At 64.0% G+C, this 20,523-nt stretch carries 23 protein-coding genes; 18 read left to right on the plus strand and 5 right to left on the minus strand.

The genetic code is table 11. The features are described 5' to 3' along the window. Positions 1–58: 58 nt before the first annotated feature. The 10 genes from PQQ51_RS13835 to PQQ51_RS13880 all read left to right on the plus strand — a co-directional run bounded on the left by PQQ51_RS13835 (position 59) and on the right by PQQ51_RS13880 (position 8,931). On the plus strand, positions 59–1,192 hold the full coding sequence (locus PQQ51_RS13835) for an MlaE family ABC transporter permease (protein WP_408497351.1): 1,134 nt from the start codon (positions 59–61) through the stop codon (positions 1,190–1,192). Then, entirely contained in the window at positions 1,189–2,067 is an 879-nt protein-coding gene (locus PQQ51_RS13840) for an ABC transporter ATP-binding protein (RefSeq protein ID WP_408497352.1), read from the plus strand. The genes PQQ51_RS13835 and PQQ51_RS13840 overlap by 4 nt, the downstream gene beginning before the upstream one ends. 16 nt (positions 2,068–2,083) lie before the next feature. Next, positions 2,084–3,058, plus strand: coding sequence for an MlaD family protein (locus PQQ51_RS13845; protein ID WP_408497353.1), 975 nt, complete (start codon positions 2,084–2,086; stop codon positions 3,056–3,058). A gap of 70 nt (positions 3,059–3,128) precedes the next feature. Next, entirely contained in the window at positions 3,129–3,755 is a 627-nt protein-coding gene (locus PQQ51_RS13850; RefSeq protein ID WP_408497354.1) for an ABC-type transport auxiliary lipoprotein family protein, read from the plus strand. A 31-nt stretch (positions 3,756–3,786) separates the two neighbouring features. Then, positions 3,787–4,944: a VanZ family protein gene (locus PQQ51_RS13855; protein WP_408497355.1), complete on the plus strand. Its 1,158-nt coding sequence runs from the start codon at positions 3,787–3,789 to the stop codon at positions 4,942–4,944. 192 nt (positions 4,945–5,136) lie between these two features. Next, a complete protein-coding gene (locus PQQ51_RS13860; RefSeq protein WP_408497356.1) occupies positions 5,137–5,460 on the plus strand; it encodes a (2Fe-2S) ferredoxin domain-containing protein in 324 nt (107 codons plus the stop codon). Positions 5,461–5,468: 8 nt separating this feature from the next. Then, positions 5,469–6,113: an alpha/beta hydrolase gene (locus tag PQQ51_RS13865; protein WP_408497357.1), complete on the plus strand. Its 645-nt coding sequence runs from the start codon at positions 5,469–5,471 to the stop codon at positions 6,111–6,113. Positions 6,114–6,434: 321 nt separating this feature from the next. Further along, complete coding sequence (locus PQQ51_RS13870) at positions 6,435–7,664, plus strand: D-alanyl-D-alanine carboxypeptidase family protein (protein WP_408497358.1); 1,230 nt, start codon at positions 6,435–6,437, stop codon at positions 7,662–7,664. A gap of 66 nt (positions 7,665–7,730) precedes the next feature. Then, positions 7,731–8,690, plus strand: coding sequence for a D-amino acid aminotransferase (locus PQQ51_RS13875; protein WP_408497359.1), 960 nt, complete (start codon positions 7,731–7,733; stop codon positions 8,688–8,690). After that, on the plus strand, positions 8,662–8,931 hold the full coding sequence (locus PQQ51_RS13880) for a DUF493 family protein (protein ID WP_408497360.1): 270 nt from the start codon (positions 8,662–8,664) through the stop codon (positions 8,929–8,931). Before PQQ51_RS13875 ends, PQQ51_RS13880 begins: the two co-directional genes overlap by 29 nt. A 22-nt stretch (positions 8,932–8,953) precedes the next feature. On the opposite strand, the gene gcvA is transcribed toward PQQ51_RS13880, so the two are convergent. Beyond that, positions 8,954–9,922 (minus strand): transcriptional regulator GcvA, encoded by a 969-nt coding sequence (gcvA, locus tag PQQ51_RS13885; RefSeq protein WP_408497361.1) that lies wholly within the window; start codon positions 9,920–9,922, stop codon positions 8,954–8,956. 98 nt (positions 9,923–10,020) lie between these two features. On the opposite strand from gcvA, the gene PQQ51_RS13890 reads away from it, so the two are divergent. From PQQ51_RS13890 to lipA, 3 genes are all read left to right on the plus strand, one after another. Then, on the plus strand, positions 10,021–10,347 hold the full coding sequence (locus tag PQQ51_RS13890; protein WP_408497362.1) for a DUF2917 domain-containing protein: 327 nt from the start codon (positions 10,021–10,023) through the stop codon (positions 10,345–10,347). 81 nt (positions 10,348–10,428) lie between these two features. Beyond that, a complete protein-coding gene (gene lipB / locus PQQ51_RS13895) occupies positions 10,429–11,190 on the plus strand; it encodes a lipoyl(octanoyl) transferase LipB (protein WP_408497363.1) in 762 nt (253 codons plus the stop codon). Positions 11,191–11,202: 12 nt separating this feature from the next. Further along, the gene (gene lipA / locus PQQ51_RS13900) at positions 11,203–12,210 is read left to right on the plus strand and encodes a lipoyl synthase (protein WP_408497364.1); all 1,008 of its coding nucleotides are present in this window, start codon (positions 11,203–11,205) and stop codon (positions 12,208–12,210) included. A 99-nt stretch (positions 12,211–12,309) separates the two neighbouring features. Here the strand turns inward: lipA and PQQ51_RS13905 are convergent, their stop codons facing one another. Both PQQ51_RS13905 and PQQ51_RS13910 read right to left on the minus strand, forming a co-directional pair. Further along, positions 12,310–12,444: a hypothetical protein gene (locus PQQ51_RS13905; RefSeq protein ID WP_408497365.1), complete on the minus strand. Its 135-nt coding sequence runs from the start codon at positions 12,442–12,444 to the stop codon at positions 12,310–12,312. 55 nt (positions 12,445–12,499) lie between these two features. After that, entirely contained in the window at positions 12,500–12,979 is a 480-nt protein-coding gene (locus PQQ51_RS13910; RefSeq protein ID WP_408497366.1) for a hypothetical protein, read from the minus strand. Between the two features lie 241 nt (positions 12,980–13,220). On the opposite strand from PQQ51_RS13910, the gene tauA reads away from it, so the two are divergent. From tauA to PQQ51_RS13925, 3 genes are read left to right on the plus strand one after another with little or no spacing between them, the layout of a single operon-like run. Beyond that, positions 13,221–14,243 (plus strand): taurine ABC transporter substrate-binding protein, encoded by a 1,023-nt coding sequence (gene tauA / locus PQQ51_RS13915; protein WP_408497367.1) that lies wholly within the window; start codon positions 13,221–13,223, stop codon positions 14,241–14,243. A 40-nt stretch (positions 14,244–14,283) separates the two neighbouring features. Then, positions 14,284–15,081, plus strand: coding sequence for a taurine ABC transporter ATP-binding protein (locus PQQ51_RS13920; RefSeq protein ID WP_408497368.1), 798 nt, complete (start codon positions 14,284–14,286; stop codon positions 15,079–15,081). After that, on the plus strand, positions 15,078–15,947 hold the full coding sequence (locus PQQ51_RS13925) for an ABC transporter permease subunit (RefSeq protein ID WP_408497369.1): 870 nt from the start codon (positions 15,078–15,080) through the stop codon (positions 15,945–15,947). The genes PQQ51_RS13920 and PQQ51_RS13925 overlap by 4 nt, the downstream gene beginning before the upstream one ends. Here the strand turns inward: PQQ51_RS13925 and PQQ51_RS13930 are convergent. Further along, positions 15,944–16,624 (minus strand): histidinol-phosphatase, encoded by a 681-nt coding sequence (locus PQQ51_RS13930; protein ID WP_408497370.1) that lies wholly within the window; start codon positions 16,622–16,624, stop codon positions 15,944–15,946. The two genes, PQQ51_RS13925 and PQQ51_RS13930, sit on opposite strands and share 4 nt — an antisense overlap. A 209-nt stretch (positions 16,625–16,833) precedes the next feature. Here PQQ51_RS13930 and PQQ51_RS13935 point away from each other — a divergent pair, with 209 nt between their 5' ends. Beyond that, complete coding sequence (locus tag PQQ51_RS13935; protein ID WP_408497371.1) at positions 16,834–18,501, plus strand: Na/Pi cotransporter family protein; 1,668 nt, start codon at positions 16,834–16,836, stop codon at positions 18,499–18,501. A gap of 10 nt (positions 18,502–18,511) precedes the next feature. Here the strand turns inward: PQQ51_RS13935 and PQQ51_RS13940 are convergent, their stop codons facing one another. Further along, the gene (locus PQQ51_RS13940; RefSeq protein ID WP_408497372.1) at positions 18,512–19,282 is read right to left on the minus strand and encodes a DeoR/GlpR family DNA-binding transcription regulator; all 771 of its coding nucleotides are present in this window, start codon (positions 19,280–19,282) and stop codon (positions 18,512–18,514) included. A gap of 434 nt (positions 19,283–19,716) precedes the next feature. Here PQQ51_RS13940 and ugpQ point away from each other — a divergent pair, with 434 nt between their 5' ends. Beyond that, positions 19,717–20,511 (plus strand): glycerophosphodiester phosphodiesterase, encoded by a 795-nt coding sequence (gene ugpQ, locus PQQ51_RS13945; RefSeq protein ID WP_408497373.1) that lies wholly within the window; start codon positions 19,717–19,719, stop codon positions 20,509–20,511. Positions 20,512–20,523 lie beyond the last annotated feature (12 nt).

A 20,523-nucleotide genomic window follows, 5' to 3' on the forward strand; every position in this document is an offset into this window, starting at 1 on the left:
TATCCGCCGCGCGTTCGTTACAATGGCCGCTAATCCGATAACCAGCTTCCAGCGATCCTTGAACTACGACACTCCGCCCGGCCTCGAAGTCGCGGCAGGCAGCCAAGGCAAGATCGTCCGGCTCTCGGGCCAGTGGACGGCGCTTGCGCTCGCGCGCGACCGCGCCACAGGACATGTGATTCCGCAGTTGCGCGCGCTGATCGGCGCGCCGGGCATCGCACAGTGGGATCTATCGCGCATCAACCGGATGGATCACGTCGGCGGCCAGGCGCTGTGGCGCGTGTGGGGCCACAAGATGCCCGCGGACACCACGCTCACCGACACGCAGCGCGATATCTTCGAGCGCATCGCCTTGCTCGACACGGTGCGCGAGAAAGCCGAACCGGTGGTGAGATTCGATCCGTTCACGCGCCTCGGCCTCGCGATCTTTTCGTTCTTCGAGCATCTGTACGGCGGCGTCGGCATGCTCGGTCGCGTGGTGCTCGATCTGCTCGCGATCGTGCGCAAGCCGAAAATCGCACCGTGGACCGAAATCTCCGCGAACGTCTACAACGCCGGCGCCAAGGCGTTGCCGATCACCGCGCTGGTCGCGTTCCTGATCGGCATCGTGCTCAGCTATCTGTCCGCGCAACAACTGCGGCTGTTCGGCGCGAACCAGTACATCGTCAATATTCTCGGACTCTCGGTGATTCGCGAGCTTGGGCCGGTGCTGTCGGCGATTCTGGTCGCGGGGCGCTCGGGCTCGGCGATCACCGCGCAGATCGGCGTGATGCGCGTCACCGAAGAACTCGACGCAATGCGCGTGATGGGCATCCCGCATGGACTGCGCCTGATCCTGCCGCGCGTGGTCGCGCTCGGCGTGGCGATGCCGCTGCTCGTCATGTGGACCAACATCGTCGCGCTGACGGGCGGCGCGCTCGCCGCCAAGGTGGTGCTCGGCATCGACATGAGCTACTTTGCGCGCGCGTTGCCCAGTGTGGTGCCGGTCGCGAATCTGTGGATCGGCCTCGGCAAGGGCGTCGCGTTCGGCATGCTGATCGCGATCGTCGGCTGTCATTTCGGTTTCCGTATCAAGGCCAATTCGCAAAGTCTCGGCGAAGGCACGACGACCTCGGTGGTGACCTCGATCACCATCGTGATTCTCGCGGACGCGGTGTTCGCGATCCTCTTTCAGAACGTGGGGCTCGGATGATCGCGACGCTCACCCAGGCCGTACGCGGTCAGCCGATGCCGGAGATCGCCGAGCCGGTGATCGAAGTGATCGACGTGACCAAACGCTACGGTCGCAACATCGTGCTTCAGCATCTGAATCTGGAGGTGCGGCGCGGCGAAATCATGTCGATCGTCGGCGGATCGGGGTCGGGCAAGACCACGCTGGTGCGGCACATGCTCGGACTCGAGAGCCCGTCGTCCGGCACCATCAAACTGTTCGGCGAAGACCTCGCGACGATCTCGCCGGAAACCGCATTGCTGATGCGCAGCCGCTCCGGCATGCTGTTTCAGCGCGGCGCGCTGTTCTCGTCGCTGTCGGTGTTCGACAACATCGCACAGCCGGTGCGCGAACTCGGCAAGGTGCCCGAAGACCTGCTGCGCGACATCGTGATGCTCAAGCTCGAGATGGTCGGGCTGCCGTGCAAGCACGCGTCGAAAATGCCGTCGGCGCTGTCGGGCGGCATGGTCAAGCGCGTCGGCATCGCGCGCGCGATCGCGCTCGAACCCGAACTGCTGTTTCTCGACGAACCGACCGCCGGCCTCGATCCGCAGGCGTCCGACGAATTCGTCGAACTGATTTCCGCGCTGCATCGCGCGCTCGGCCTGACCGTGGTGATGGTCACGCACGATCTCGACACGATGATCGCGCTGTCCACCCGCGTGGCCGTGCTCGCCGAGCGCCGCGTGCTGGTCGCCGCACCGGTCGAGGAGGCGGCGGGCGTCGATCATCCTTTCATCCGCGAATATTTTCTCGGCCTGCGCGGGCGTCGCGCGTTGCAGGCGCTGCCGCCGGAACGCCGTGCGAAGTTGCCGCGCGCCGCGCTCGAATCGGCATCGTCCGAATTGCCGCTGTGAACCAGGGAACCTGAGAATGGAAAACAAATCACATGCCTTCTGGGCTGGCCTATTCACGGTGGCGCTGCTGGTGGCGATCGCGCTCGCGGCATTTTTGTTCAATGTCGACCGCTCGGTGCGCGTGCCGTACGATCTGATTGCGCGCACCAACGTCACGGGGCTTTTTACCGACGCGGCGGTCCGCTATCGCGGGCTCGACGTCGGCAAGGTGCAGTCGATCAAATTCGACCGGGAGCATCCCGGGCAGATTCTGATCCGCATTCTCGTCGACACGCACGCGCCGATTACGCATTCCACTTTCGGCAGCCTCGGTTTTCAGGGCGTGACCGGGATAGCCTTCATCCAGCTGGATGACAATGGGCGCGACACGTCGCCGCTGCCGTCGTCGGCCACGAATGTCGCGCAGTTGCCGATGCGTCCGGGCTTGCTCGATCAGTTGCAGCAACGCGGCGACGTGCTGCTGCGCAAACTCGAAAAGGTCACCGACGACGTCGACAATCTGTTGTCGCCGCAAATGGTCGGGCAATTGCAGGGCACGGCGGCGAGCATCCAGAAAGCGGCGGACGGCGTCGCCACGCTGACGCAGCAGATGGCGCCGGCCGCCGGCAAGCTGCCCGCGACGATCAACCAGCTCGACAAGACACTGGCGTCGACGAATCAGTTGATCACCGGTCTGAATCGTCCGGACGGCCCGTTCGAGACCAATCTGAACAAGGTCGGCACGGCGGCGCAGCAGGCGGGCGACGCGCTGGTGTCGATGGATAGCTCGATCCAGGAGTTGTCGGCGCGGGTGGGTTACGACACGCTGCCGCGTGTCAATTCGCTCGCCGACGACGTGCGTTCGGCGGCGCGTTCGGTGGATCGCGCGGCCGACCAGTTCAGCTCCAATCCGCGCAGCGTGCTGTTCGGCGCAGCGCCGTCGGCGCCGGGTCCGGGCGAGGCCGGCTTCACGTGGCCCGCCGCGCGCGCCGCGGCGGCCGCCGGGAAATGATTGGCAGATTCGATTCGCAGATTCGCGGTTTTTTTGCAGGTCTTGCAGGTTTTGTAGAGGAAAGAAACTCATGCCAAGTTCGATTCACCGATTGTTGTCCTCGAGCGCCACGCTGGCGGTGCTGCTCGCGTTCGGCGCACTGGCGGCGGGTTGCGCGGGCACGCCCGCGGCGCTCTCGGACATCCGCTACGACCTCGGTCCGCCGGGGCCGGCCGCGTCGGCGGGTTCGATGCCGCCGGTCAAGATCCTCGACGTGACCGCGCCGGACACGCTCGAGTCCGACAAGCTGATCTACCGGCTCAATTACGCCGATGCACAGCAGATGGCGTCGTATGCGAATAGCCACTGGACCATGGCGCCGTCGCAATTGCTCACGCAGCGTCTGCGCAATGCGCTCAGTTCGCGCGGCATCGTGCTGACGGGCGCCGACGGCGTGCGCGCGCCGGTGCTGAAGGTCGAGTTGAACGAGTTCGAACAGGTCTTCGACAGCCGCTCGGAGAGCCACGGCGCGATCACCGCGCGCGCCACGCTGACGCAGAACGGCAAGGTGATCGGTCAGCGCACCTTCATTGCCCGCGCTCCGGCCAGTTCGGCGGACGCGGCCGGCGGCGCGCAGGCGCTCGCCGCCGCCAGCGACGATCTCGTCGCGCAACTCAGCGCATGGCTCGGCGTGCAGGCGCTGGTCGCCGCGCAATGACCGGCGCGCAGCGCACGCAACGGGGCGCTGCATGAGTGTGAAACCATGGGCGCGCCGGCCTTCGGCGCTCGCCCGCCAGGCGGCGCTGCTGTATGCCGCGCTGATCGTCTACGGTTCGTGGTATCCGTTTTCCGGCTGGCGCTCGCTCGGCCTCGCGCCGTTCGCTTATCTGTTCGATCCGATGCCGCAGTACCTGACGGCGTTCGACGTCGTCACCAACGTGCTCGGCTACATGCCGTTCGGCGCGCTGGTGGTGCTCGCGGTCTATCCGCGCTGGCGCGGCACGCTGGCCGTCGCGGTGGCGTTCGTACTGGGCGGCCTGCTGTCGGGCGTGATGGAGGCGGTCCAGACTTATCTGCCGACGCGCGTCGCGTCCAATCTCGATCTCGCCGCCAATGCGCTCGGCGCGCTGCTCGGCGCAGCGATGATCTCGCCCGCCACCGGCGCGCTGCTCGATCGCGGCCTGTTGCGGCGCTTGCGCCTGCTGTGGTTCGAACGCGATCGGGCGGCGCTCGCATGCCTCGTCGCGTTGTGGCCGTTCGCGACGATGTATCCCGCGCCGCGTCTGTTCGGGCTCGGCAACTGGCCGCGCGAGCTCTGGCTGCGTTTCGATTCGACCACTCAGGACGCGTTGCTCGCGTGGACGCCGGCGGGCTGGCATGTCGCCGCGTGGCCGTCGCTGGCCGCCGGCTGGTTTCCCGATGACGTCTGGGAAGCCGTCATCACCACGCTGAATCTGTTCGCCGCGCTCGCGCTGGCGTCGTTGTCGATTCGCCGTCATGCGCCGTGCGTGCGTCTGCTGTTCGCGTTCATCGTCGCGACGTTGTGCGTGAAGGTGGGCGCGACGTTCCTGCAATCGCAAGCGGGCCTCGCTTTCTACTGGGCGACGCCCGGTGCGCTCACCGGTCTCGTGTGCGGGACGGCCGCCGCGCTGCTGGCGTTGCGCGTGCGGCGCCGGCCGCGCGCGGCGCTTGCCGCCGTTGCGCTCGGCGTGTCGCTGGTGTTCGTCAATCTGCTGCCGGTGAATCCGTATTTCGATGCGGTGCTCGCCGACTGGCGGCAAGGCCGGTATCTGCATTTCAACGGGCTGGCGCACTGGATCGCGTGGATCTGGCCGTATGCGGCGCTGGTGTGGCTGGCTTATGTCGTCGAGCAGACGTGGCTCAAGGGGCGCGCCGGGCGCGTGTGAGTGCGCCGGTGTTCGCGGGCGTGAGTCCGCGGGTCGGCGCGAGCCCGTCCAGGTCTTGCCGGCCTTCCTGGCTTTCGGGCCGGCGGCCCGGCGAGCGTCAGTGCCGCTCGCTATAATCGTCCGCACAACAAAGGCGCGCTGGGGCAGTTCGCGCGCCGTTCCCCACTCATACAGCCTCGCTCCCCGGACATCATGGACTCCTTCTACAAGTACCACGTCTTCTTCTGCCTCAATCAGCGCGAGGCCGGCGCCGAGCGTCCCAGTTGCGCGAATTGCAACGCGCAGGAGATGCAGGAGCACGCGAAAAAGCGCGTGAAGAAACTCGGCCTTGCCGGTCCCGGCCAGGTGCGCATCAACAAGGCCGGCTGTCTGGATCGCTGCGAACTGGGCCCGGCGCTCGTGGTGTATCCGGAAGGCGTCTGGTACACGTATGTCGACGAGAACGACATCGATGAAATCGTCGACTCGCATCTCGCGAACGGCAAGATCGTCGAGCGTCTGAAAATCGATCAATAAGTCACGCGATGAATTCAAATACGAAGAAATATCTGATCGACGGCCCGGTCGGCAAGATCGAGGTTGCGCTGGATCTGCCCGACGACGTGCGCGAGAACGGCGCCGCGCCGCGCGGCATCGCGCTCGTCGCGCATCCGCATCCGCTGTTCGGCGGCACGATGGACAACAAGGTCGCGCAAACCCTCGCGCGCACGCTCGTGCAGTTGAACTACGTGACGTATCGCTCGAATTTTCGCGGCGTCGGCGAAACGCAGGGTGAGCACGACGCGGGCATCGGCGAGCGCGACGATCTGCGCGCGGTGCTCGATCACATGCGCGCGCAAACCGGGCACGGCGATCTGCCCCTCGTCCTCGCGGGCTTTTCGTTCGGCACCGTCGTGCTGTCGCACGTGGCGGCCAAACTTCGCGAGGAAGGGCAGGAGATCGAGCGCATGGTGTTCGTCGGTACCGCGACAAGCCGCTGGGACGTGGCGCCGGTGCCGGAAAACACGCTGCTGATTCACGGCGAAACCGACGACACCGTCCCCATTCAATCCGTGTTCGACTGGGCGCGGCCGCAGGAATTGCCGGTGGTCGTGATTCCGGGCGCGGAACACTTTCTGCATCGCAAGCTGCATATCCTGAAGCGGATCATCGTCGACGCATGGCGCTGAAAACGCGCGCGTTGCACGTTTTCGGGGTACAGGTACGCGCAAACGATGATTAATCACCGGCCATTGCGCGAAGTTACCAGGATAGCGCGCGTATAATGAGCGCTCTTTTTTGGGCGCAGCACCGCCCACCCGGCAGTTCGCGCGACGCGTAGCCTGTTTCTCGCGCGCAGCGGTGCCGGATGCGAGGCGTGCTGCGCGAACCGATCGCGTAGCCGGAAGTCCAATGGGCGCCGCGCCGTTTTTACGGCCGGCCGCTCGCCGACCGGCTCCTCCAAACAATGCGCGTTGCGCGCGCTGTATTTTTCTGCACGAACCGACCCTATGCGTTTCTCCACTTCCGGCCGCACGTCATTCCCTTCAGTCGCTTCCTTCGTTCCCGCTTCGCTCAATCGCGCCGTCGCGCTCGGCGTCGTGCTGCCCGCCACGCTCGTGGCCAGCACGGCGTTCGCGCAAGTGCCGCCGCCCGCGGTGAACGCGCGTTCGTGGGTGCTCGTCGACGCAACCAGCAATCAGGTGCTCGCGTCGGGCAATGCGGATGAGCGCGTCGAGCCGGCCTCGCTCACCAAGCTGATGACCGCGTACCTCGTCTTCGAAGCACTGCAGACGAAGAAGATCACGATGGACCAGACGGTGATGCCGAGTGAAGCGGTGCGTCGCGTGAAAACCGACGAATCGCGTATGTTCATCGAGGCGAACAAGCCGGTCACCGTGCACGATCTGGTGTACGGCATGATCATCCAGTCGGGTAACGACGCGGCGATCGCGCTGGCCGAACTGGTCGGCGGCAGCGAGGCTCAGTTCGTCAACATGATGAACGCCGAAGCGGCGCGCCTCGGCATGAAGAACACCCATTTCGCCGACGTGAACGGCATGCCCGACCCGCAGCACTACACGACGGCCGGCGACCTCGCGATCCTGTCGGCGCGCCTGATTCGCGATTATCCCGATTACTACAACATCTTCTCGGTCAAGGAATTCACGTACAACAAGATCAAGCAGCCGAACCGCAATCGTCTGCTGTGGATCGACCCGACGGTCGACGGTCTGAAGACCGGCCACACGCAAGCGGCCGGCTACTGCCTGATCGCGAGCGCGAAGCGTTCACTGCCGGGCACGCAGGACGCGTCGCGCCGCCTCGTTTCGGTGATGATGGGCGAGACCAAGGAACACGACCGCGTGCAGGACAGCCTGAAGATGCTGAACTACGGCTACACCGCGTATGACACGGTGCGTCTGTACAAGGCGAATCAGGTGGTCGGCACGCCGCGCGTGTACAAGGGCGCGCAGGACAGCGTGCAGATCGGCGTGAAGAACGATCAGTACATCACCGTGCCGAAGGGCATGGGCGACAAGGTGAAGCCGCAGATCGAGCAGATCGATCCGCTGATCGCGCCGATCGCGAACGGTCAGCAGGTCGGCACGGCGAAACTGGTTGCCGACGGCAAGGTGCTCGCGCAGTTCCCGGTGGTCGCATTGCAGGCGGTGCCGCAAGCGGGCGTGGTGGGCCGCGTGTGGGACTCGCTGATGCTGATGTTCAACAAGAAGAAGTAAGAGCCTGATTCAAGAGGCCCGATTCAAGAGCCCGGCTTTAAAGCCCGACATGAGAGCCCGATTGCGATGACCGCTGTTTCCGATGTTTCGCCCGACCCGATCGTCTTTTTGAATGGCGAGCTGGTGCCCTTGTCCGAGGCTCGCGTTCCTGTGCTGGATCGCGGCTTCATCTTCGGCGACGGCATTTACGAAGTCGCGCCGCTGTATCCGCATGCGGGCGGCGGACGTACCGCGTTCCGCTTCAGGCAGCATCTGGCTCGCCTCGCGCGTTCGTTGGACAAGATCGGCATCGCCAATCCGTTCGACGACGCGGGCTGGCGCGAGCTGATCGATCGCGTGGTCGCGGCCAATGAAGCGGACGCCGGCTTGTCCACGAATCAGGACGCAATTGCCTACATTCAGGTGACGCGCGGCGTGGCGAAACGCGGACACGCATTTCCGGCCGGCATAAAGCCGACCGTATTCGTGATGGTGAGCCCGCTGCATCTGCCGGGCGAAGCACAACGCGCGCAAGGCGTGCGCTGTGTCACGGCCGAAGACCGTCGCTGGCTCAATTGCGACATCAAATCGGTATCGCTGCTCGGCAATGTGCTGATGGCGCAGTACGCGGCGGAAAACGGCGCGTTCGAAACGATCCAGTTCCGCGACGGTGTGTTGACCGAAGGTTCGTCGTCGAATGTGTGGATGGTGAAAGACGGCGCGTTGTATGCGCCGCCGCGCAGCAACAAGATCCTCGAAGGGATTCGCTACGGCTTGATCGAAGAGCTCGCGAGCGAATGCGGCATCTGTTTCGAAGCGCGCGAGATCGCCGAGGCGGAACTGCGCGACGCCGACGAGATCGTGGTCAGCTCGGCCACCAAAGAAGTGCTGCCGGTCACGCAGCTCGACGGCCGGCCGGTTGGCACGGGCAAACCGGGCGCGGTGTTCGCGGCGCTGTACGCGGCCTATCAGCGCGCGAAGACAAAAGAAGCGCACGAGGCGCAACAAGGATTAGAGAATGAGTCCCGAGAACGAATCACTGCTTGAATTTCCGTGCGATTTCCCAATCAAGGTGATGGGCAAATCGCATCCCGAGTTTGCCGAGACGATCGTCACGGTGGTCCGCCAATTCGATAGCGAAGTCGATCCCGAGCGGATCGAGACACGGCCGTCCAGCGGCGGCAATTACACTGGTTTGACCGTCACGGTGCGGGCCACGAGCCGTGCGCAACTCGACGATATCTATCGTGCGCTCACCGGTCATCCGATGGTGAAGGTGGTGCTGTAAAGCGCACGCTCCATGCAACGTATTACGGTGCGACGTGCAATGCGTCCGCCGCCGGACCGGGCGCTGTGCCCGGTCCAGTCTCGCAGGCCTGATCGAACAGCTGCTTGAACCGTCCCACTTCGTCGAACACCCAGTCGCGAAACGCTTTCACCCGCGCGGCTTCGAGCATGTGCGGCAAACAGATGAAGTAGTACTGCCACGGGCTCGGCCCATCCACATCGAACAGGCGCACGAGGCGCCCCGCTGCGATCTCGTGCATCGCGAGCGAGCGGCGCGTGAGCGCGACGCCCTGGCCGTCGATGGCCGCCTGCAGCAGATTCGACGAATCCTGATAAAGCACGCCGCGCTTGGGCTCCGGCCAGTCGGTGAGGCCGGCGGCGTCGAACCACGGGCGCCAGAGTTCGTCGTCGGAGCGCAGGAGCGGCACCTTGGCGAGGTCGGCCGGCGTTTGCGGCAACTTGCCGCCGTTGAAATTCGGCGAGCAGGCGGGGAAGAAAATCTCCTCGAGCAGCAATTCCGAGTGCAACCCTGGATATTTGCCGAAGCCGAAGCGGATCGCCACGTCCACGTCGTCGCGCACGAAGTCGGTGAGTGCATTGGTGGACAGCAGTTCGAGGTCCCACTGCGGATGTTCCTCGATGAAACTGCCGATGCGCGGCGTCACCCAGCGCGCCGCGAACGACGACAACATCGACACCACCAGACGCCGCTCGCGGTCGCCGGCGCGGATTTCGCGCGTGGCGTCGGCGAGCGCCATCAGCGCGGCGCGCACGTGGGCGGCGTAGCGGCGGCCGGTATCGGTGAGCCGCACGCGTTTGCCGTCGCGCGCGAACAGCGCCACGCCCAACTCCGCCTCGAGCGCGCGGATCTGGTGGCTGACGGCGCCGTGCGTGACGAAAAGCTCATCGGCCGCGCGCGAAAAACTCTCGTGACGGGCCGCGGCCTCGAAGGCCTTGATCGCGTTCAACGCGGGTAATTGACGGAGGTCCATCGCAACATTTCTCACATAGAGGTGAAAATAGATCGTTTTGCGTAAACCCTTGCTGCGCCTACGATTGTAGCCATGAAACGATTTTTGGCGAGGGCATCATGCGAGAAATTTCCTCTAGTATCGCGTTTGAAATCCGTAGCGGCGAAACCATTCCCATGAAGGTAGCACGCAGCACGAAGTTGGTCGTGCACGGTGGCGCGATCTGGGTGACGCGCAGCGACGACGTTGAAGATTACTGGCTGCAACCCGGCCACACGCTGCATTTGCGGCGCGGCGAGCGGCTTTGGCTGAGCGCGGAAGGCGGCGCGCAGGCGAAAATTACGTTCTCGGTGCCGACGCGCTGCGATCAACGCGCGCTGAACTGGTTCGCGCGGGTCGGCGAACGGCTGACGATGCGGCTGCGTGGAGGCTGGCGTACTGTTTGACGGAGTGCTGAGCGCTAGCGCGGATCTGGCCGGTAGGGGCATCCGGCGGTTTTCCCCGGATTTCGGTAAACTATCGGGACCATGTCCGCCACTACGGTTTCTCCGTCTCCCTTGCCTCGCACGGCGCCGGCCGCTGTGCCACCCGCGGTGTCGCCTATTTCGTCAGTTACGCTGCGCTGGCGCGGCAGCGAACCGTACGAAGCCAGTTTCGACGCGATGCGCGCGTTCACCGACGCACGCACCGCCGACACGCCCGACGAAATCTGGCTCGTCGAACATCCCCCTGTCTTCACGCTCGGGCAGGCCGGTGACCCGGCGCATCTGCTGGCCGCCGACAGCGGCATTCCACTGGTGAAAGTCGACCGGGGCGGTCAGATCACCTACCACGGGCCCGGCCAGGTGGTGGCCTACCTGCTGCTGGACCTGCGCCGCCGCAAGCTGATGGTGCGCGAGATGGTCACGCGGATCGAACAGGCCGTGATCGACACCCTCGCGGCGTATAATCTCGCCGGAGAACGCAAGGCGGGCGCCCCAGGCATCTATGTGGCGCCAGTGCCGGAAGCCGGGCTGCATGCCGGCGCCAAGATCGCCGCGTTGGGGCTGAAAATCCGCAACGGCTGCAGCTATCACGGCGTGAGCCTCAACGTGAGCATGGACTTGCGGCCGTTTCTGGCCATCAATCCATGCGGCTACGCTGGGCTCGAAACAGTCGATATGGCGACGCTGGGCGTCACCGCCGGCTGGGACGACGTGGCCCGTACCCTCGCAACATGCCTCACCGCAAACCTCGACGGCAGTCCCGCGGCCGTCGCCCAACCGCAGGCCGGTGCTCTCACCGCCTGACTGGACCGAAGAATGACTGACGTTACCGCGAACCTCGCAGGCTCCCCCACCACCGACGCCGTGCCGGCATCCGCCGCCGCGTATGACGCCACCGCGAAGCAGAAGGCGCAAGCCAAAACCGCGCGCATTCCGATCAAGATCATCCCGATCGAAAAACTGAAGAAGCCGGACTGGATTCGCGTGAAGGCGGCCACCGGCAATTCGCGTTTCTACGAGATCAAGCAGATTCTGCGCGAGCACAACCTGCACACCGTGTGCGAAGAAGCGAGCTGCCCGAACATCGGCGAATGCTTCGGCAAGGGCACCGCGACCTTCATGATCATGGGCGACAAGTGCACGCGCCGTTGCCCTTTCTGCGACGTGGGCCATGGCCGCCCCGATCCGCTCGACGTCGACGAGCCGGGCAATCTGGCGCGTACCATCGCCGCGCTGAAGCTGAAGTACGTGGTGATCACCAGCGTCGATCGTGACGATCTGCGCGACGGTGGCGCGGCGCACTTCGTGGAATGTATCCGTCAGACGCGCGAGTTGTCGCCGGACACGCGCATCGAAATTCTGACGCCGGACTTCCGCGGCCGTCTGGATCGCGCGATCGGCATTCTGAACGCCGCTCCGCCCGATGTGATGAATCACAATCTCGAAACGGTGCCGCGTCTGTACAAGGAAGCGCGTCCGGGTTCCGACTACGCGCATTCGCTGAAGCTGCTGAAGGACTTCAAGGCGCTGCATCCGCATGTCGCGACGAAATCCGGGCTGATGGTCGGCCTCGGCGAAACCGAAGAAGAAATCCTACAAGTCATGCGCGATCTGCGTGATCACGACGTGGACATGCTGACGATCGGCCAGTATCTGCAACCGTCGGAACACCATCTGCCGGTGCGCTCGTATGTGCATCCCGATACGTTCAAGATGTACGAAGAAGAAGCGTACAAAATGGGCTTCACGCATGCTGCGGTGGGCGCGATGGTCCGTTCGAGCTACCACGCCGATGTGCAGGCGCATGGAGCTGGCGTGGTCTGAACGTTTGGTTTGCTGGTGGTTTGATTCTGCAAAGCCCGCACGTGTTGCGGGCTTTGTTGTTTTGGGGCGCGGGAGAGGGGAGTGCCGTCGTGGCTTGGTTTAGCGATAGTGACGTGCGAGCAGGCTGCACGTGATAGATATGATGCCGCCGATGATCGTGAACGGATAGAAAAAAAGAATAATGCGATGGCGAAATGAGCGGTCGCCGATGATGCGATCGATGAGATTAGGCATGAGGTTTCCTTGTGACGTCAGGCAAAAAATTATAATCCAGCGAGCTTAAATTTAGTTAGGTAAACGAATAATGAGACGCGAAGAACGAAGCCGCGACGACAGCGGTGACAAGTATGGACAGCCACATCAGCCATCTATTGGGCTCTTCCCCGCTAGCATTGCGCGCTAACCGATCCGCTGCATCCGCTGATCCGATGCATACCAGTATCGACGCCGCGACGATAACGAGTACATACCAGAGAAGTGCGGCCAGCAAGAGCGGCAGGTTGCTGCGCGTAGAGGCATCAGTTATGAGGCCGCCAATCTCATAACACGCACTGGCGCACATCGAAATAACAACCCAGAAAAGCTGTCCATCCTGAATAGACCTCCGCGCAATGCCTTGTGCTACATGCCGGTAGTAGCGCGAAAAGTGCAGCAACGGAAGCAACGCAACCGGCGCAAAAACAGGCACACCGATATTGAACAGCAACCAGCTCGAGCGGCTCAGAAAATCGACCATAGGAATGCGAAGTGAAGGCAATCCGTCGATCATGCCGCCGCCGCATGAACACGACAATTAGCCGAACGGCCAGCTTGCGCTAAGGTGCTCTGGCGCGTCATCATCCGTTCGAACCGACCTATCGCCCACCACAGCAGAGATATCTATCCAGCCGAACGTGAAAAGCAATGTTCAAACAGCGTGATTAGCTATCGTGGATTAATTAGAACCGCCCGCGGGCAAACTCCCTATAGTCGAAAGCCTCCCATATCACACCCACTAGAGGGGCTTTCCGATGAACCGTTTCCTCCGCCCGCTGGCCTCGTTTGCAGCGCTGCTCGCGCTTTCGGCGCCGTTTGCTTCGGTCGCGCACGCCGACACCAAGGAAGTCGTGATCGCGTACCAGGACATGGTCGTGCCGTGGCGTTATGCGCAGGCTACCGGTGAAGTCGAGAAGGCAACTGGCTACAAGGTCACGTATCGCAAGCTCGGCAGCGGCGCCGACGTGGTTCGCGCGCTGGCTTCCGGTTCCGTGCAACTCGGCGAAGCGGGGTCGAGCCCGATCGCAGCCGGGCTGTCGCAAGGCGTGGATATCTCGTTGTTCTGGATTCTCGACAACATCAACGACGCCGAAGCGCTGGTCGTGCGCGACGGCTCGAATGTGACCAGCATCGCGGGCCTGAAGGGCAAGAAGATCGGCGTGCCGTTCGTGTCGACGTCGCACTTTCACACGCTGGTCGCGCTGCAGAACGCCGGTGTGAATCCGTCGGACGTGAAGATCGTCAATCTGCGCCCGCCTGAAGTCGCCGCGGCATGGGCGCGCGGCGACATCGACGCGACCTACATCTGGGACCCGGTGCTGGCGCAGGTCAAGAAGAACGGCAAGGTGTTGATCACGTCGGGCCAGGTGGCGCAGCAAACAGGTAAGGCAACGTTTGACGGCTTCGTGGTCGACCGCAAGTTCGCCAGTCAGAACGCCGATTTTGTCGCACGCTTCGTGAAGGTGCTCGCGGCGACCGACGCAAGCTATCGCGACCACACATCCGCATGGACGGCAACCTCGCCGCAGGTCGCGGCGGTGGCGAAGGAGTCGGGCGCAACCGCGCAGGACGTGCCGGCAAGCCTCGCGCTGTATGCGTTTCCGACGCCGGCGCAGCAGGCGTCGACGGCATGGCTCGGCGGCGGCGCGCAATCGGGCGCGGCGAAATCGCTGGCCGCGACGGCCGCGTTTCTGAAAACGCAGGGCACGATTCAGAACGTGCTGGCCGATTACTCGGTCGGCGTCGATCCGCAGTTCGTTCAGCGCGCGGCGCATTGAGCGTGGCGTTCATGGGTCAGCAGCAGCGTGAGGTCCGGCGATGAGCGGTCTTGAAATCCGGCGCTTGCAGGTCGCCTACGAAGGCGCACGCGGCGCGGCGCCGCATGTCGCGCTGGCCGACGTCGATCTGAGCATCGAGCCGGGCGAGTTTGTCGTCGCGCTCGGCGCGTCGGGTTGCGGCAAGACCACGTTGCTGAACTGCATCGCGGGTTTCATTCAGCCGACCGAAGGCGACGTGCGCCTGAACGGCGAGCCTGTGCGCGGACCGGGCGCGGACCGTGGCGTTGTGTTCCAGAAGTACGCACTGATGCCGTGGCTCGACGTGCTCGAGAACGTCGCGCTCGGGCTGCGCTTTCAGCACGTGCCGAAGGCGCGGCGTGAGCAGATAGCGTTGCAGATGCTGGCGCTGGTCGGGCTGGAAAAACACGCGCGTTCGCAGGTCTATGCGTTGTCGGGTGGGATGCAGCAGCGTGTCGGCATCGCGCGCGCGTTGGCGAGCGATCCGCAAGTGCTGCTGATGGACGAGCCGATGGGCGCACTCGATGCGATGACGCGCGAGTCGATGCAGGAACTGGTGCTCGACGTGTGGGGCCGCACGGGCAAGACGGTATTTTTTATCACGCATAGCGTGGAAGAAGCGCTGTTTCTGGCAACCCGTCTGGTCGTCATGACGCCGGGCCCGGGACGTATCGCCGATAGCTACGACCTGCCGTTCGCGCGACGTTTTCTCGAAACACGCGATGCGCGCGCCGTGAAGTCGGCAGCGGATTTCATCGAATGGCGCGAGCGTCTCGTGCGCCGTCTGCATCAACGCGACGAAGTGGAGGTGGTGGGATGACCGCGTCGCATGAATCGTTGAACCCGGTGCCGCTGACGCAAGCCGCCAAGCCGCCGCGCACCCGCGCGCGGCCGGTGCGCGGCTGGCGTATGCCGGGAGAAGGGCCGACGGCCGCGTTGAGCGCAGTGTCGGTGACGACGCTCGCCGCGCTATGGTGGCTCGCCACCCATTTGCACTGGCTGCCGCCGTTATTTTTGCCGACGCCGGAAGCCGTCTGGGCCGCGTTTCTCGACGCGTGGCACGGGCGCATTCAAGGCGGCTTGCCGCTTTCGGAGCATCTTGCCTGGAGCGCGCTGCGGGTATTCGGCGCTTTCGCGCTGGCGGCCGTCACCGCGGTGCCGGTCGGCATTCTGATGGGCGTGAGCCGGATCGCGCGCGGCTTGCTCGATCCGCCGCTCGAGTTTTACCGGCCGCTGCCGCCGCTCGCGTATTTGCCGCTGGTGGTGATCTGGTTCGGCATCGACGAAACCGCGAAGATCGTCGTGATCTATCTCGCCTGTTTTGCGCCGATCGCGATGGCCGCGCGTGCCGGGGCGCGCAGTGCGACCATCGAACAGATTCACGCCGCGTATTCGCTCGGCGGCCGCTTTTCGCAGGTCGTGCGTCATGTCGTGTTGCCGGCGGCGCTGCCGGAGATCCTGACCGGCTTGCGGATCGCGATCGGCTTCGGCTGGACGACGCTGGTCGCAGCCGAGATGGTGGCCGCCACGGCGGGTCTCGGTCAGATGGTGCTCAATGCGTCGAGCTTTCTGCGCACCGACGTTGTGGTGATGGGCATCGTGCTGATCGGCCTGATCGCATGGCTCTTCGATCTCGGCATGCGCGCGCTGGAGCGGCGACTCGTGCCGTGGAAGGGGCGCGTCTAGAACAACTCGATCACCGGCCAGCCGCGTTCCGTGGCGAGCGCGAGCAGTCGCGGATCGGGGTTGGTCGCGACCGGATGCGTGACGCGCTCCATCAACGGTACGTCGTTGATCGAATCGCTGTAGAAGTAGCTTTGCGGAAAATCCTGCAGGCGATGGCCGAGCGAAGCGAGCCAGCTCTCGGTGCGCGTGATCTTGCCCTCGCGGAAAGTCGGCACGCCGAGCGCCGTGCCCGTGTAGCGCGCGAGCGGGTCGCCGCCCTCGGTGTCGAGTTCGATCCCCAGCAGATGGTCGAAGCCGAGCGCCTTGCCGATCGGTTGCGTGATGAACACATTGGTCGCGGTGACGATGCAGCACAAGTCGCCCGCGTCCCGATGACGTTGCACGAGTTCGAGCGCGGCCGGCAGGATCGCCGGCGTGATCACGTCGCGCATGAATTGCACGTGCCACGTGTCGAGCTGTTCGCGCGAATGGCGCGCGAGCAACGCCAGCGTGTGCTTCAGATAACCGGCCATGTCGAGTTCGCCGGCCGCGTATAGCCGGTAGTAAGCGTCGGTTTCCTCGGCGTGCCGCGCCGCGTCTTCTATTCCCAGTCCCGCAATGAAATGGGCCCATGCCTGATCGCTATCCAGCGGCAGCAGCGTGTGATCCAGGTCGAACAGCGCAAGATTGCGGCTCATCCAGAGTCCTCGTGAGTTAAGTGGGCGAGCGAACACGCGACGACCCACGGTCGGTACACCGTCATTCGCAGCTTGCGCGAGCGTATATTTAAAAGCACAAAATTACAATATGGCAAAAATGTGCAACACTACTGTCATAAAAAGTCCGGTGACCGTTCGTGCGGCACGCGGTTCGGGTTACGGCAGCAGGAACTGATGAGTAGTGCGTTATGTTGATCCTTCTTAACCTTTTAGCGGGTGTCGCGCTCCTCGTATGGGGCTCGCACATCGTGCGCACCGGCATTCTGCGGGTGCTCGGCGCCGATCTGCGCGGCGTGCTCGGGCGCAGCACCAGCAGCCGCTGGCGCGCTTTCGCGGCGGGCGTGGGCGTGACGAGCCTCGTGCAGAGCAGCAACGCCACCGCGGTCATCGTCACGTCGTTTGCCGCGCAGGGTTTGTTGCCGCTCACCAGCGGCCTCGCGATCATGCTCGGCGCCGACGTCGGCACCGCCTTGATGGCGCGCGTGCTGACGCTCGATCTTTCCTGGCTGTCGCCGATCCTGATCCTCGTCGGCGTGCCGCTCTTCCTGTCGCGCAAGCAAACGCGGGTGGGCCAGGCGGGCCGCACGCTGACCGGCCTCGGGCTGATTCTGCTGGCGTTGCATCTGATCGTGGAGGCGGTTCAGCCGATGATGCAGGGCGCCGGCGTGCGCGTGATGTTCGGCGCGCTGACCGGCGACACGATGCTCGACGCGCTGGTCGGCGCCGCCTTCGCGATACTGTCCTATTCGAGTCTCGCGGCTGTGCTGCTGACCGCCACGCTCGCGTCGTCGGGCGTCATTTCATTGAAGGTGGCGTTGTGTCTCGTGATCGGCGCGAATCTCGGCAGCGGTCTGCTCGCGTTGCTCGGCGCCGTCGCCCAGAACCCGGCGGCGCGGCGCCTCGCGTTGGGCAGCTTCGCGTTCAAGCTGGCCGGCGCGCTGCTGATTCTGCCGTTCGCGCCGCTGCTGGCGCGTGGCCTGCCGGTGTTGATTGCGAATCCGCGCGAGGCGACGGTGGGTTTTCACCTGATCTACAACACGCTGCGTTGCTGCGCGTGTCTGTCGCTGATCGATCCTGTCGCGCGCATCTGCACGCGCGTGCTGCCGAACCGGGCGCTGCCGAACGGCGAACTGCGGCCGCTGCATCTGGATCCCGCCGCGCTGTCCACGCCGACGCTTGCGCTCGCGCATGCCGCCCGTGAAGTATTGCGCATCGGCGATATCGTACGCACGATGCTCGATAACGTGACCGAGCTGATTCACGACAACAATCTCGACAAGGCGCGCGAAACGGTCCGCATGGACGACGACGTGGACGAACTCTACGCGGCGGTCAAAAGCTACCTGACGCTGATCTCGCGGGAGCAACTCGACGAGGCCGATAGCCGCCGCTGGACCGACATCATTTCGCTGACGATCAACCTGGAGCACGCGGGCGACATCATCGAGCGGATCGTCCGCGATATCGAGGAAAAGAAGATCGCGCACCGCCTGGCGTTTTCGGAGGAAGGACTCGGCGAACTCGAAGATCTGCAGACGCGGCTCGTCAGCAATCTGCAACTCGGGCTCTCGGTATTCCTCAACAACGACCTGCGTTGCGCCGAGCGTCTGCTTGCCGAGAAAGAGCGCTTCCGCGATCTGGAGCGTGCCTATTCCTATGCGCATCTCGACCGGCTTGCCGGTCAGACACTGCGCAGCATCGAGACCAGCGCATTGCATCTGGACCTGATCAGCGACATGAAGCGGTTGAACTCGCTGTTCTGCTCGACGGCCTATCCGGTGCTCGACGCGGCCGGCGCGCTGCACGACACGCGTCTGCGCAAGCGAGCGCTCGACACGATGTACGTGAAAGAGTAAAAAGCCGGCGCTATGCCAGCACGATCTCTTCCAGCTTCTTTTTCAGCGCGTTGAAATCGGCGGCTTCGGCCGCCTTTTTGTTGGTGACGAGCACATCGATCCTGTCGACCGGGCAGTACGAAATCCGGCTGCGTTGACCGATCTTGCTGTAGTCGGCGAGGATCACGACACGGTCCGCGTTGGCCACCATCGCGCGCGCCACTTCGGTTTCCGCGTGATCGTAGTTGGTCGCGCCATGCCGGTGGTCGATGCCGACCGGCGACAACAGCGCAATGTCCGCGCGAAAGCGCTGGATGTCGAGCACGGTGGTCGCGCCGGTGGTCGCCATTGCGCGGTCGCTGATCGAACCGCCGAGCAGAATCACCTCGTTGGCCGCTTCCGATTGTTCGACCGCGCCGCGCAGTTTCATCGCGACGTCGATCGAGTTGGTGACGATCGTCAGGTTCGCCAGTTTCGCGAGTTCTTCAGCGAGCGCTGCAGTGGTGGTGCCCGCGTCGATAAACAGCGTCTGGCCGCTCGCGATCAGACCGGTGGCCGCCTTGGCAATCGACGTTTTCGATTTGACGCGCATGTGCGCGCGCTCGGCGATCGGCGCTTCGTCGGCGGGCTTGATCGCGCCGCCATGCACGCGCCGCAATTCCCCCAGCGCTTCGAGGTCCAGCAGATCGCGCCGCACCGTTTCGCGCGATACCCCGAGGTCCGCCATGATCCGTTCGGTCGACACGCGCTGCAGCGTAGACAGCAACGCGCGAATTCTCTGATGACGGTCTTCCTGCCACATGCAATTTTCCCTGGATGCAAACACGCATTCACGCGGCTTGTTCTGTGTGCAACATCGTGGACACGAATGTGTGTCCGCAGCATGTCAAGCGTACTACTTTAGCCCGATTGTGTTGTATTTTTTTGGCAGCTTGCAACTTTGTGTATTTGAATTTAGCCTTCGCAAATCGAAGCGCGGCGCCTGTTTCGAACATCAAATGTTCGAAAAGGAATTGAAATGTCTGATTTCGAACATTCCTCGGCGCTTTTTGGCAGTTGGGCCGCACGGTGGCGTGGCCATAATAGATTCTGGGCGTGGCTGGCCAATAGCGCGATACTACGCGCGGGGCTCGCGCGCGGCGGTTGTACGAAAGGCATCGGGCGGTATCGCAACGGTGGCGATCGGGTACGTGTCGAGAGCATCTTCTATCTGCTCTATCTGAAAGGTAACGGGACGTGGCAAACGTAGGAAATGGGATCGATCGCGCTTCATCCGCAGACTGGCCGTATGCGCAACTGGTTGCGCATCGTTGCGGCGGCAAGCTGGCGCCGGAGAACACGCTGGCCGGCTTCGACGCGTGTGTGCGCTACGGCTATCGCATGGTCGAATTCGACGCCAAGCTATCCGCCGACAATCAGCTCTTTCTGCTTCACGACGACACGCTCGAGCGCACCACCAACGGTCACGGCGCAGCGGCCGAGCACACGTGGCAGCAATTGAGCTCGCTCGACGCCGGCGCGTGGTTCGGGCCGGACTTCGTCGGCACGCGCTTGCCGACGCTCGCCGAAGCCGCTGAGCGTTGCGCGCGCGACGGCATCGCAGCCAACATCGAAATCAAACCGTGTCCGGGGCGTGATGAGATCACCGGGCGTCTGGTGGCCGGCGGCGCTCTGGATCTTTGGCAAGGGCAAACGCCGCCGCTGTTGTCGTCGTTCTCGTTCGAAGCGCTGGCGGCCGCGCGCGACGCGGCGCCTTCGTTGCCGCGCGGGATGCTGTTCGAGGAAGTGCCGGCGGACTGGTTGCGTATCGTGCGCGAACTGGACTGCGTGTCCTTGCATGCAAGTCACCGCTATCTGAGCGAAGCGCTGGTCGCCGAGATTCGCGCGGCCGGCTTGCGAGTGCTGGTCTACACGGTGAACGATCCGGCGCAGGCGCGCGTGCTCGCGCAGTGGGGCGTCGACATGATCTGCACGGATCGCATCGACACGCTCACGCACGACATGTTTTCTGGCGCGCCAAATCCGGGCTGAGCGCGCGGAGTG

It is taken from the genome of Paraburkholderia xenovorans (assembly GCF_046030735.1).
Taxonomy (GTDB): Bacteria; Pseudomonadota; Gammaproteobacteria; order Burkholderiales; family Burkholderiaceae; genus Paraburkholderia; species Paraburkholderia xenovorans_A.

Bases quoted from the DNA above. Each gene is read 5' to 3' on its own strand.
- PQQ51_RS13840 (WP_408497352.1), top strand. From the start codon at position 1,189: ATGATCGCGACGCTCACCCAGGCCGTACGCGGTCAGCCGATGCCGGAG.
- PQQ51_RS13845 (WP_408497353.1), top strand. From the start codon at position 2,084: ATGGAAAACAAATCACATGCCTTCTGGGCTGGCCTATTCACGGTGGCG.
- PQQ51_RS13850 (WP_408497354.1), top strand. From the start codon at position 3,129: ATGCCAAGTTCGATTCACCGATTGTTGTCCTCGAGCGCCACGCTGGCG.
- PQQ51_RS13855 (WP_408497355.1), top strand. From the start codon at position 3,787: ATGAGTGTGAAACCATGGGCGCGCCGGCCTTCGGCGCTCGCCCGCCAG.
- PQQ51_RS13860 (WP_408497356.1), top strand. From the start codon at position 5,137: ATGGACTCCTTCTACAAGTACCACGTCTTCTTCTGCCTCAATCAGCGC.
- PQQ51_RS13865 (WP_408497357.1), top strand. From the start codon at position 5,469: ATGAATTCAAATACGAAGAAATATCTGATCGACGGCCCGGTCGGCAAG.
- PQQ51_RS13870 (WP_408497358.1), top strand. From the start codon at position 6,435: ATGCGTTTCTCCACTTCCGGCCGCACGTCATTCCCTTCAGTCGCTTCC.
- PQQ51_RS13875 (WP_408497359.1), top strand. From the start codon at position 7,731: ATGACCGCTGTTTCCGATGTTTCGCCCGACCCGATCGTCTTTTTGAAT.
- PQQ51_RS13880 (WP_408497360.1), top strand. From the start codon at position 8,662: ATGAGTCCCGAGAACGAATCACTGCTTGAATTTCCGTGCGATTTCCCA.
- gcvA (WP_408497361.1), bottom strand. From the start codon at position 9,922: ATGGACCTCCGTCAATTACCCGCGTTGAACGCGATCAAGGCCTTCGAG.
- PQQ51_RS13890 (WP_408497362.1), top strand. From the start codon at position 10,021: ATGCGAGAAATTTCCTCTAGTATCGCGTTTGAAATCCGTAGCGGCGAA.
- lipB (WP_408497363.1), top strand. From the start codon at position 10,429: ATGTCCGCCACTACGGTTTCTCCGTCTCCCTTGCCTCGCACGGCGCCG.
- lipA (WP_408497364.1), top strand. From the start codon at position 11,203: ATGACTGACGTTACCGCGAACCTCGCAGGCTCCCCCACCACCGACGCC.
- PQQ51_RS13905 (WP_408497365.1), bottom strand. From the start codon at position 12,444: ATGCCTAATCTCATCGATCGCATCATCGGCGACCGCTCATTTCGCCAT.
- PQQ51_RS13910 (WP_408497366.1), bottom strand. From the start codon at position 12,979: ATGATCGACGGATTGCCTTCACTTCGCATTCCTATGGTCGATTTTCTG.
- tauA (WP_408497367.1), top strand. From the start codon at position 13,221: ATGAACCGTTTCCTCCGCCCGCTGGCCTCGTTTGCAGCGCTGCTCGCG.
- PQQ51_RS13920 (WP_408497368.1), top strand. From the start codon at position 14,284: ATGAGCGGTCTTGAAATCCGGCGCTTGCAGGTCGCCTACGAAGGCGCA.
- PQQ51_RS13925 (WP_408497369.1), top strand. From the start codon at position 15,078: ATGACCGCGTCGCATGAATCGTTGAACCCGGTGCCGCTGACGCAAGCC.
- PQQ51_RS13930 (WP_408497370.1), bottom strand. From the start codon at position 16,624: ATGAGCCGCAATCTTGCGCTGTTCGACCTGGATCACACGCTGCTGCCG.
- PQQ51_RS13935 (WP_408497371.1), top strand. From the start codon at position 16,834: ATGTTGATCCTTCTTAACCTTTTAGCGGGTGTCGCGCTCCTCGTATGG.
- PQQ51_RS13940 (WP_408497372.1), bottom strand. From the start codon at position 19,282: ATGTGGCAGGAAGACCGTCATCAGAGAATTCGCGCGTTGCTGTCTACG.